Consider the following 11,268-nt stretch of genomic DNA (forward strand, 5'->3'; position numbering starts at 1 on the left):
GCGCCGCGGAGGTGCGCCGCATCATCGACGAGACCCGCGCCCAGATGGGGGCGTAGACTACCCGATTTTGTGAATCTCCAGTTGGCATTTGCGGCGGGATGCTGTAATATATCCCAGCACGCGGGCGTGGCGGAATTGGCAGACGCGTACGGTTCAGGTCCGTATGAGAGCAATCTCATGAAGGTTCAAGTCCTTTCGCCCGCACCATGAATTGCCAGAGCGCCTCCGTTGGATTCTCCAGCGGAGGCGCTCTCTGTGAGCAAGGAATTGAATTGGTACCGGCGTCGATGGATAGGAGTTCTCACGCCTGTGGTGTGTGCGGTGGCAGAGAAAGCCACTCGTGCGTACGCTCGATCAGGATTTTCTGCCAGAAACGGGCCTGGGCGGGCGTGCGGTGGCAGGAAAGCTCACTTGTGCGTACGCACCATCACCATCTGTTGCCAGGGGTTTCTCGCCCAACTGGGCAAACGTCGGGGCCATGTCAGAGCTTGTGGGTTGTGCGTACGCACGACCCCACTTTTCTACCCGGGAGAAGTCCTAGGGGAGCAAAATTGGTAGAAGTTGTGGGTTGTGCGTACGCACGACCCCACTTTTCTGCCAGCCGCCCTCCTCGAGGCAGGATGTCGCGCGTTTCTCGGCACAAGAATGCCCTACTTGTCGGCGTCCTCGTCCTCGTCGTCGCCAAAGAGGTCCCAGTCGTCCTCGGACTTCTCGTGATTGTAATAGCGCTCGCGCGTGCGGCGCTCAAGGATGAAGGAAATGAGCAGGCAGACCAACATGCCGCCCACAACGAGGCATACCACGCCGGTCCTGTCAGTGAAAAGCCAGGTGATGAAGTCCTCCATACGTAAGCCTCCCGGGCGCTAGGCCCGCAAGGGGCCAACGGATACCGCACAAGTATATACTTGGAACGCCGCCGGGCCGCAGATGTGGCCTTGGCGCGCCAGACCTCACCACGGGGTATCGACGCACATAAGCAAGGGAGTTCACACATGCTCGACATCAAGTTCGTGCGAGAGAATCCAGACCTCGTCGATAAGTCCTGCGCTTCTCGTCAGAACGCGCACTGGGATCGCGAGCGCTTCTTCGAGCTTGATGGAGAGCGTCGCTCGGTCATTTCAGAGGTGGAGCAGCTGCAGGCTGACCGCAATGCCATCTCCAAGCAGGTTGGCCAGCTCATGCGCGAGGGCAAGAAGGATGAGGCGGAGGCCGCAAAGGCCAAAGTCGCAGCCAGCAAGGACCGCATCGCGGAGCTCAACGAGAGGCGCACCAAGGTCGAGAAGGACCTCTTCGACCTTGTCGCCGCAATTCCCAATATCCCGCACGAGTCCGTACCCTACGGCGTTGATGACTCCGACAACCCCGAGGTTCGCCATTGGGGAGAGCCCACGAAGTTCGACTTTGAGCCCAAGGCACACTGGGACCTGGGCTCCTCCACGGGCATGATTGACTTCGAGCGCGGCATCAAGCTTGCGGGCACGCGCTTCTACCTGCTTGGTGGTGCCGGTGCCCTCATGGAGCGCGCGCTCATCAACTTCTTCATTGACACGCATGTGAAGGCCGGCTTTACCGAGTGGTGGCCACCCGTCATCACCAACCACGAATCCCTGTTTGGCACGGGCCAGCTGCCCAAGTTCGACGAGGACCTCTACCACGTGAGCGGCGGCATGTACCTCATCCCCACGGCCGAGGTCATGCTCACCAACATCCACAGGGACGAGATTCTCGACGGAGATAAGCTGCCGCTCTGGTACACCGCGTTCACACCGTGCTTCCGCGAGGAGGCAGGCTCTGCCGGTCGGGACACGCGCGGCATCATCCGTGTGCACGAGTTCGACAAGGTGGAGATGGTCAAGTTTGCCAAGCCTGAGGACTCCATGGACCAGCTTGAGAGCATGGTTGCCGAGGCGGAGAGGTGCCTGCAGCTCCTTGGCCTGCCCTATCACGTGGTTTCGCTCTGCACCGGCGATATTGGCTTCTCTGCTACCAAGTGCTATGACCTTGAGGCCTGGCTGCCTAGCTACAACAGCTACAAGGAGATTTCTTCCTGCTCCAACTGCTGGGACTTCCAGGCTCGCCGTGCGAACATTCGCTACAAGGATCCCGCGGAGTTCAAGGGCACGCGCCTGGTCCACACGCTCAACGGGTCCGGTCTCGCCGTTGGCCGCACCATGGCGGCAATCATGGAGAACTACCAGAACGCTGACGGCTCGATCACGGTGCCCGAGGTTTTGCGTCCGTACATGCGCGACATGGAGGTCATCAGGCCTCTCGCGTAGCTGGTATCGCTGGGCTGCGGTTGGCTTTGGCATGCGCTACGAAGGGGGCGTCGCCTGGTGACGGTGCCCCCTTCTTCGTTTGGAGGTCTGGGAAGTGCGCCTCTGTGGTTTGCCCCTAGCTCTGCTGGGAGTTCTGCCAGCCACGGACCATGCTGGCAATGGCGTCGACCGCGACGCGCCGCATTGCGGAGAAGGCGCTGGGTCGAGCGGCGCTCCAGTCGACGGGGTTGGCACGGAGCATCTCTCGCGCCTCGTCGATGGCAAGCTGACCGGTCCCCGCCTGGAAGGCGTCCGTGCCCGAGACGGGCAGGTTAACGTAGATGTCGGCGGCCTGTGCGTGCAGGCGGTCAAGCTGGTTTGCGCCGCACGACATGGTCCTCTGGGCTATGGCAAGGGGTTTGAGGTCGTGCAGGGGCTCCATCTGACGGATCATCCCCACACCCACCACGGCGTCAACCGAGCTGCGGTCAAAGAGCGGCGTGGGAAGGTTCATGCGGCAGCCGCCGTCCATGTAGACGTGGCCACGGTAGGATGTTGGGGCTATCACCAGGGGATACGAGGCCGATGCGCATGCGCAGCTTGCAACGTCGAGGTCGTCTCCCGAGATGCAGGTCCAGCCAGCTCCCGTGCTCCTAAAGAGGTCTGGGTCGTTCGTGAACACGGCAAGCTCGCCCGAGACAATGTCTACCGCCGGCATGGCTACGGGTATGATGAAGTCCGCAAAGGTGTGGACGCCCGCCTCGCCAAGGACTTCTCGCGCAAGCTCCTGCATCTTCTCGGATTCGACTATGCCGTTTGAAGCTACCATGGCGATGGCACGCAGACGTAGGTTCTTGAGGGTGCCCGTCTCCACAACGCGACGGTCCAGCTCTACCAAGAGTTCCGCGACGCGGCGAGGGGAGAGCCCCGCGCCCACGAGGGATGCTACGAGCGACCCCATCGAAGTGCCTGCAACGGCACCGATGGTGATTCCCTCTCGCGCCAGGTCCTCGACAACTGCGACCTCGGCGTACGAGCGGAAGCCGCCGCCACAGAACGCAACGCCCACCCCGTTGACCTTGCTCATGCTGTCCTCCATCCCTCGGTAACTAGGTTCTAAGGTACCCCGGAAAGAAATCCTGCACCACGCACGGGGCCTGCCACTCACCGAAGAGAAGCATCGGTGAGCGAATAACAAGAACATATGTTCTATTTTTTCATGTCGATGGAGTAGACTTCTCTCAACACACAATCAGTCGGGAGGTATAAAGATGGCAGAGAAGAGCATGTGGGGCAAAGAGATGCAGGTCATAGCTCGAAAGGAGAAGATGGGCGACGTCACGGTCATCGAGTCGGGCTACTCTGGGGACGGCTCTCTTATGGTGAGCGAGGAGGTAAGCGGACCATCGGCTAGCGTTGCGTACGGCGAGCCTCGGCACAAACTGCAGATTGTCTTTGCGCCAGAGGTCATTGGCTGCCTTGCATCGGCGTTGGGTGCTGGAGCCGAGATGAACTCTCGCCTGCATTCCTATTTCGACAGCGGCGAGCATGCGCTTGTGGACCTCATGGATCTCTGCGATGCGCACAGGGTCTCATATTCGTACCAGTCGCTTGGTTCCGCGACGGGCGTGACATACCGGCCGGTGTCAGGGGGATGCTAGGCGTTGGAGGCTGAGCCAGGGCAACAAAAAGACCAGACGAGAAAACCCGTCTGGCCTGTGTTTGCGTGGTGCGCCGTATAGGATTCGAACCTATGACGCCCTGATTCGTAGTCAGGTCCTCTATCCAGCTGAGGTAACGGCGCGTGCGGTTAGATAATATGACACGAAAGCCTCGGGGAGTCAAGGGTTATTTCCCGCACATATTCTTTGTCGCACTGGTGGCGAGATAGGCCCAAAATACAACGAACCCCGCCCGGAAATAACTCAGGACGGGGTTCGCGGTAGTCGCAACTGGCGGAGAGCTGGGGATTCGAACCCCAGATTCCCTTGGAGGGAATACTCGCTTAGCAGGCGAGCACCTTCGGCCTCTCGGTCAGCTCTCCGAACGTTGTGCCCAAGCATGATACCCCACAAACCCGGCTCGTCACAACCCAGTTTTAAGAGATGGGGACGTTCCCCAACCGTTCCCCATCTCTTATCGGCCAAAGTTTTTGCGGGAAGCTCCTACGAAAGGAGGGCATGCCCTATGTTCCATTACGATGTCGGGCCCGTGCCCACGGAGAGCATTCCACGAGAAGCGCGGTACAAGCTCGTCCGCCGAGATTTCCTCGTCCCTCTCCGCAAGCCCTACAAGGGAGGCGAGAAACCCAACAACCTGATGCGCGCTATAGCCACTCTCGCGAATAACGCCAAGGTCAAGGTCATGATCGCGCTTGGAGAGACGTCGTCCGTCCGGATTGATAAGCAGAGGGACATGGGCGTAGGACGGTGTGGGAAACCCAAGCAGGCGCTGGAGGTAAATCTGGCGAGGCACAGACCCAAGAAGGTCGTGTCCGCGAACCACCTGGGTCACGCCCATGAGGGCGTCATCGACAACCACGGCGAGCTGGTAGGCAACAACGCCGTCGCTTCTGCGAACGAGAAAGTCACCGCATTCGTGTGCGAGCACTTCGGTGTGGCGGCCGTAGACCAGGTCATCGAAGGAGATGGTGCCTGTAGGGTCGTTCTCGTGGGGCACGCGGAGCCTTGTGGCGGGCGGTCGCAGCCTGGACTTGCGGACAATTTCATCGGGGGAGAGGTTTCTGCACGTACCTTGGTAGACATAGGTGCCATCGGAGGCGTGGGGCGCGGTGGCTGCATGCAGTTCGGAACGCGTGCAAAAGCAGGGGTAGGTGAGTCCTCGGCTGCTCAGCCGGCCGATGGCTGCGGAGTACAGGTCTCCCCGCTTGCTCTGGAAGTAGGGGCCTTCGTCCCAGTCAAGGCCAAGCCAGGAGAGGTCCTCCATAAGCAGTTCTGCGGTCGAACGACCCTGGGCCCGTGGGTCAAGGTCCTCTATTCTCAAGGCCATGCTGCCGCCGGCGTTTCTTGCGGAGAGCCATGCCATGAGAGCAGAGAACACGTTACCCAGGTGCATGCGACCGGAGGGAGTGGGCGCAAACCGCCCGACTACCCGCGGATGCGATGGGACGGGCGCTTGCGAAGCAATCATCGGTCGGCTGCAGGAAGGGCTAGCGCACATCGCTCTCGTCTCCCAGCCGCGCGCCATAGAGGTAGACGTGGAACGGCCCCTTGTCGTGGTGCCCCGCCAAAGGCGCGGTGCAGCCAGGTGCCTCTCGCTCGGCAATGCGCTCGAGGCCAAGGTGGTCGTAGAAGCCAAAGTCACAGCCGTCGTCGGTTGCCAGGAAGAAGCCCGGTGCTCCTTGGTGGCTCAGGTAGTCGAGGGCTCCCATGAAGAGGGCCTTTCCGACGCCTTTGCCATGGCATGCAGGGTCAACGATTAAAAGTGTGACTTCCCAGGCAGCGCGGTCGTCTTGGCTCTCGAGGAGCTCCTGGGTCAGAGCCATCTCGGCAGTGATGGGGGCAAGGGCTACGCCAATGGCGGCCTCGTCGCTGGTTTTCTCGGCCCAGGGAGCAACTGCGCGCATATGGTCCCGATACCACAGGGCGCTTACGTTGCCTGGCTTTGGATGGCGGTGCAGCTCCGTGGGGGCAGCTGCGACGATTCCTGCAAATCTGTTGCCGAGCATTGCCGCGCGTACGTAGGTTGCGTGCTTGAGGTGGTGTGCGAGTTCGATTTTCTCGCAGGCACCACGCCTTGCCTCCGGCTCGTCTGGATACCAGGTTCTGCCTATCAGCCCTGCCGCATCCGCAAGTGCCTGCCCTGTGGGCTCCTCAATGGAAAGCACTGGTGGTCGTTGGGCCCTTTCGTTACGCGTGCGTTGGTCACGCCATGCCATGTATCTGCACCTCTTACGTTCCTGCACTTGGCTTTGCTTGGCGTCATATCTTCTCACAGTACCGCAGGTGGCGCATCGGGTACTATGCTCGATGCGTGTGCGAACGTCGCGCAGCCAGTCTGGTGGTCGCCCGGCTTAAGCGGGCCCCCGGCTTGGCGTCGAGGGGTCGTACAATCGGTCTCACGGCGTCACGGGAAGTGTGTCGGGAGGGTGGCAACGATGAGCGAGAGAGTTTCAGAGCAGGACTTCACCTTGGGCCAGCCGGTCCTCGTGTGCCGATGGCGGCTGGCATCGGGCAGGTTGCCCATGGAGAACCGCCACCTTCGAGCCCTTTCGAAACGCATGGTGAACGGGCGAGCGGTTTCGACCCAATTGGTGGCATGGGCCAAGCAGCACATCGAGTGGACGCTCGCGAATGGCTCTGCGAGCAACCCCGACGGTGTCCTCATGATTGTCATAGACGACAGGGGCCAGGCTGCCATGACCGTTGGCCCCTACACGCCGATTGACGCTCCCACGGCGTCAGCGCTCGCAAGCCGCGCGCTCGCGTCATCGCAGGAGGCCGAGGAGACTGGCGTTGCCCCAGAGACGCTCTGGATTGTGAAAGGTGACACTCTCGTCTGCGGTATGGGTGATGCCGAGGATGCCTCGGGCGCCGTCACGCTCGTGCAGGACCTTGCCAATACGGTGGGAATCACCGTCACGCGTGAGGAGGGGGTCGCCCAAGGCCTTCTCGACGGCACGCTCAACCACGACGAGGTGTTTCTCGTGTCAGACGAGCATGGCGTCGTATGTGCGACGGATGCCGGAGGGCCTCGCGGGGCACGACTGGCCGAGGGGTACGCTCGGCTTCTTGCGACTCAGAAGAAAAAGAGGTAGTTGTAAATCGCTTTGCGGCGAACGACCTAATTCACCCGGCGAACGGTACTTTAATTGGCTCAATTACTGATGCGGTAACACGTGCTTGCAAAGGGCTGCGAGTGCTACGGCCTGCATTGCCCCAGTTCAAATAATCCCTAGTTAAATAGGGGTATTTTGCCAGGCAGTACCCAAGCGCGCCCATTGCTCAGGACCTGCCCGTTGCACCCTTTTGATGGGTGCATTGCGGTATCATAAAACACGTCTGGACAACTGCTCCGTGCAGTTCCAAGGCAGAAGTCTCGGGGCCAGCCAGTCCCTGGGTCACTTAGTTTGGCATTACCGTTATCGCGGCGGTGCTGCCGAGGAGGAGAGGATATGGCGAGAAAATTCAAGTCGATGGACGGCAACGAGGCGGCGGCTTGGGTGTCGTATGCCTATACGGAGGTGGCGGGCATCTACCCGATCACGCCGTCTAGCCCCATGGCCGACCATGTCGACCAGTGGGCTGCCAAGGGCATGAAGAATGTCTTCGGTACTCCGGTCAAGGTCGTTGAGATGGAGTCTGAGGGTGGTGCCGCCGGTGCCGTGCACGGCTCTCTTGGTGCGGGCGCCCTCACGAGCACCTACACTGCCTCTCAGGGCCTGCTCCTCATGATTCCCAACATGTACAAGATCGCTGCCGAGCAGCTCCCCACGGTCTTCCACGTGAGCGCCCGTACCGTCGCAACGCAGTCGCTGAACATCTTCGGCGATCACTCCGACGTTATGGCCTGCCGCCAGACCGGCTTCGCCATGCTCTGCGAGAGCAACGTTCAGCAGGTCATGGACCTGTCCCCTGTCGCACACCTCGCAGCCGTCAAGGGCAAGACCCCGTTCCTCAACTTCTTCGACGGCTTCCGCACCTCTCACGAGATTCAGAAGGTCGCCACGTGGGACTTCGATGAGCTTGGCGAGATGCTCGACATGGGCGCCGTGCAGGCCTTCCGTGACCACGCGCTCAACCCCGAGCACCCGCATGCGCGTGGTTCTCACGAGAACGGCGACACGTTCTTCCAGAACCGCGAGGCCTGTAACACCCTCTACGACGAGCTCCCTGACGTCGTCGAGGCCTACATGGACGAGATCAACAAGCGCATCGGCACCGACTACAGGCCGTTCAACTACTACGGCGCTCCCGATGCCGACCGCGTCGTGGTCTGCATGGGCTCCTTCTGCGACACGCTCAAGGAGGTCATCGACTACCTGGTTGCCAAGGGTGAGAAGGTCGGCCTGGTCGAGGTCCACCTGTATCGTCCGTTCTCCATCAAGCACCTCGTGGCCGTCCTGCCTGAGACCACCCAGAAGATCGCCGTCCTCGATCGCACCAAGGAGCCCGGCTCCGTGGGCGAGCCCCTCTACGAGGACGTCATCTCCGCTCTGTACGAGGCCGGCCTCTCCAACATCACCGTTGTTGGCGGTCGTTACGGCCTCGGCTCCAAGGACGAGCCGCCCGCGGCAGCCTTCGCCGTGTACGACGAGCTCAAGAAGGACGCCCCCAAGCAGGAGTTCACCATCGGCATCGTGGACGACGTCACCAACCTGTCGCTGCCCATGGATCCTGACGCCCCCAACACCGCTGCCCCTGGTACCATCGAGTGCAAGTTCTGGGGTCTCGGCGGCGACGGTACGGTTGGCGCCAACAAGAACTCGATCAAGATCATCGGCAACCACACCGACAAGTACGTACAGGCCTACTTCCAGTACGACTCCAAGAAGACTGGCGGCGTCACCATCAGCCACCTGCGCTTTGGCGATTCACCCATCCGTTCGCCGTACTACGTTACCAAGGCCGACTTCGTTGCTTGCCACAACCCCAGCTACATAGTCAAGGGCTTCAAGATGGTCCGCGACGTTAAGCCTGGTGGCACGTTCCTCGTGAACTGCCAGTGGGATGACGCCGAGTTCGCCGAGAAGATGCCTGCTGCCGGCAAGCGCTACATCGCCAAGAATGGCATCAACGTGTACCTGATTGACGCTATCGACCTTGCTGCCAAGGTTGGCATGGGCAAGCGTACCAACACGGTGCTCCAGTCCGCGTTCTTCTCGCTGGCCAAGGTGCTTCCTCCCGAGGACGCCATTCAGTACATGAAGGACGCCGCGACCAAGTCCTACATGAAGAAGGGCCAGGCCGTCGTTGACGCCAACCACAAGGCCATCGAGGCTGGTGCCACCGCGTACCACAAGTTCGAGGTGCCTGCCGACTGGGCAACCGCCGAGGACGAGCCCTCCACGCTCACGCTTGAGGGCCGCGAGGCCATCGTGAGGCAGGTCAAGGAGCTGCTCACCCCCATCGACATGATGGATGGCGACAGCCTGCCCGTCTCCGCCTTCGAGGACCACGCCGACGGTCAGTGGGAGCTTGGCGCTTCCGCATACGAGAAGCGCGGCGTTGCCGTTATGGTTCCCCGCTGGGATCCCTCGAAGTGCATCCAGTGCAACACCTGCTCCTACGTGTGCCCGCACGCCACGATTCGTCCGGTTGCCATGACCGAGGAGGAGGTTGCTGCCGCACCCGAGGCCATGCGTACGACTGACCTCAAGCTCCCCAAGGGCACCGGCTACAAGTTCACCATCGCCGTGTCCCCGCTCGACTGCATGGGCTGCTACAACTGCGTTGCAATGTGCCCCAAGAGCACAATCGAGGAGGGTGGTGCCCTTACGATGGTGCCCCAGGAGGCCGAGGCCGATCAGGTCGAGGTCTGGGATTACGCCGTCAACAAGGTCACCGAGAAGGACGAGCTTGCCGGTGACGCCAACATCAAGGCGTCCCAGTTCAACAAGCCGCTGCTTGAGTTCTCCGGCTCCTGCGCCGGCTGCGCCGAGACCAGCTACGCCCGTCTCGTGACCCAGCTCTTTGGCGACCGCATGTTCATCTCCAACGCCACCGGCTGCTCCTCCATCTGGGGCAACCCTGCGGCCACCTGCCCGTACACCATGAACGCCGAGGGCCACGGTCCCGCGTGGAACAACTCGCTGTTCGAGGACAACGCCGAGCACGGCTTTGGCATGGAGGTTGGCTACGAGGCCGAGCGCGACCGCGTTGTGGCCATGGCGGAGGCGCTTATCGAGTCCGGCGCATCTGACGAGCTCAAGACCGCTGCAACCAACTGGCTCGAGGCTCGTAGCGATGCCGCTGCATCCAAGGCCACGGCTGCCGCGTTCGTCAAGGCGCTCGAGGCCGCGGGCACCCCAGAGGCCGAGAAGCTCTTGGCCGAGAAGTCCTACCTTACCAAGAAGTCCTTCTGGATCTTCGGTGGCGACGGCTGGGCGTACGACATCGGCTTTGGTGGCCTTGACCACGTCCTGGCCCAGAACCGCGACGTCAACGTCTTTGTCTTCGACACTGAGGTCTACTCCAACACAGGTGGCCAGGCATCCAAGGCGTCTAACCTTGGCCAGGTCGCTCAGTTCGCTGCCGCAGGCAAGGAGACCAAGAAGAAGTCCCTCGCCGAGATTGCCATGAGCTACGGCTACATCTACGTGGCGCAGGTCGCTATGGGTGCCAACCCCATGCAGACCCTGAAGGCCATCCGCGAGGCCGAGGCCTACGATGGCCCGTCGCTGATCATCGGCTACAGCCCCTGCGAGATGCACTCCATCAAGAAGGGCGGCATGATGCACTGCCAGGAGGAGATGAAGCGCGCCGTCGATTGCGGCTACTGGAACCTCTTCCGCTTCGATCCCTCTGCGCCCGATGGCAAGAAGTTCGTGCTCGACTCCAAGGAGCCGAAGGGCGGCTACCAGGACTTCCTGATGAACGAGGCTCGTTATGCCCGTCTCGTCAGCGAGTTCCCGGGCCGTGCTGAGAAGCTCTTCGCCGAGAACGAGGAGGCCGCGATGGCTCGCTATGCGCACCTTCTCAAGCTTAAGGACATGTACGCCAGCGCGTAGCGTCTGCTAGGTAAGACCTGCTGCCGGCTAAGCCGCACAGCTCAAGAGGCCCCCGCCGCAAGGTTGGGGCCTCTTTGCTCGGCATGCGTACGCACAAGCAGAGGAATCTGTCATAAGAAGATGCGAGATGGATCCCTCTGGTGAGAAAGTCCCGTCGTGCGTACGCACAACGCCCACCTTTTACCAAGCCTTCCCCGGCCAACTGGGCAAACGCTAGGGTGCCGTCAAAAGTTAGGCATTGTGCGTACGCTTGACCGGGTATTTCTGGCTCTTCCGCGTTTCTAGTGGGTAGCACAGGCGAGTGATGTCTGCGCCGAGAAG

The 11,268-nt window shown here is 61.2% G+C and carries 8 protein-coding genes and 3 tRNA genes; 5 read left to right on the top strand and 6 right to left on the bottom strand.

From position 1 onward, the window contains the following. Nucleotides 1–120 precede the first annotated feature (120 nt). Nucleotides 121–207: transfer RNA gene (locus ACO59D_RS12150), tRNA-Leu, on the top strand. A gap of 443 nt (nucleotides 208–650) precedes the next feature. Here the strand turns inward: ACO59D_RS12150 and ACO59D_RS12155 are convergent. Continuing rightward, nucleotides 651–845, bottom strand: coding sequence for a DUF6724 family protein (locus ACO59D_RS12155; RefSeq protein WP_130810424.1), 195 nt, complete (start codon nucleotides 843–845; stop codon nucleotides 651–653). A 147-nt stretch (nucleotides 846–992) separates the two neighbouring features. Here ACO59D_RS12155 and serS point away from each other — a divergent pair, with 147 nt between their 5' ends. Further along, nucleotides 993–2,279 (top strand): serine--tRNA ligase, encoded by a 1,287-nt coding sequence (gene serS / locus ACO59D_RS12160; protein ID WP_485127208.1) that lies wholly within the window; start codon nucleotides 993–995, stop codon nucleotides 2,277–2,279. A 115-nt stretch (nucleotides 2,280–2,394) separates the two neighbouring features. Here the strand turns inward: serS and ACO59D_RS12165 are convergent, their stop codons facing one another. After that, a complete protein-coding gene (locus ACO59D_RS12165; protein WP_485127209.1) occupies nucleotides 2,395–3,345 on the bottom strand; it encodes a patatin-like phospholipase family protein in 951 nt (316 codons plus the stop codon). Between the two features lie 184 nt (nucleotides 3,346–3,529). On the opposite strand from ACO59D_RS12165, the gene ACO59D_RS12170 reads away from it, so the two are divergent. Next, the gene (locus ACO59D_RS12170) at nucleotides 3,530–3,919 is read left to right on the top strand and encodes a hypothetical protein (protein ID WP_130810418.1); all 390 of its coding nucleotides are present in this window, start codon (nucleotides 3,530–3,532) and stop codon (nucleotides 3,917–3,919) included. Nucleotides 3,920–3,985: 66 nt separating this feature from the next. Here the strand turns inward: ACO59D_RS12170 and ACO59D_RS12175 are convergent. From ACO59D_RS12175 to ACO59D_RS12190, 4 genes are all read right to left on the bottom strand, one after another. Next, nucleotides 3,986–4,062 (bottom strand) — tRNA-Arg (locus ACO59D_RS12175). A gap of 149 nt (nucleotides 4,063–4,211) precedes the next feature. Next, a tRNA-Ser gene (locus ACO59D_RS12180) sits at nucleotides 4,212–4,302 on the bottom strand. 92 nt (nucleotides 4,303–4,394) lie between these two features. Next, nucleotides 4,395–5,408, bottom strand: a complete 1,014-nt coding sequence (gene gluQRS, locus ACO59D_RS12185; RefSeq protein ID WP_485127210.1) for a tRNA glutamyl-Q(34) synthetase GluQRS — start codon at nucleotides 5,406–5,408, stop codon at nucleotides 4,395–4,397. A 19-nt stretch (nucleotides 5,409–5,427) separates the two neighbouring features. Next, nucleotides 5,428–6,156 (bottom strand): GNAT family N-acetyltransferase, encoded by a 729-nt coding sequence (locus ACO59D_RS12190; protein ID WP_485127211.1) that lies wholly within the window; start codon nucleotides 6,154–6,156, stop codon nucleotides 5,428–5,430. A gap of 219 nt (nucleotides 6,157–6,375) precedes the next feature. Here ACO59D_RS12190 and ACO59D_RS12195 point away from each other — a divergent pair, with 219 nt between their 5' ends. Continuing rightward, nucleotides 6,376–7,035, top strand: coding sequence for a hypothetical protein (locus ACO59D_RS12195; protein ID WP_485127212.1), 660 nt, complete (start codon nucleotides 6,376–6,378; stop codon nucleotides 7,033–7,035). Between the two features lie 357 nt (nucleotides 7,036–7,392). Next, on the top strand, nucleotides 7,393–10,947 hold the full coding sequence (gene nifJ, locus ACO59D_RS12200) for a pyruvate:ferredoxin (flavodoxin) oxidoreductase (protein ID WP_485127213.1): 3,555 nt from the start codon (nucleotides 7,393–7,395) through the stop codon (nucleotides 10,945–10,947). The last annotated feature ends 321 nt before the right edge of the window (nucleotides 10,948–11,268 follow it).

Source organism: Tractidigestivibacter sp. (assembly GCF_057241865.1).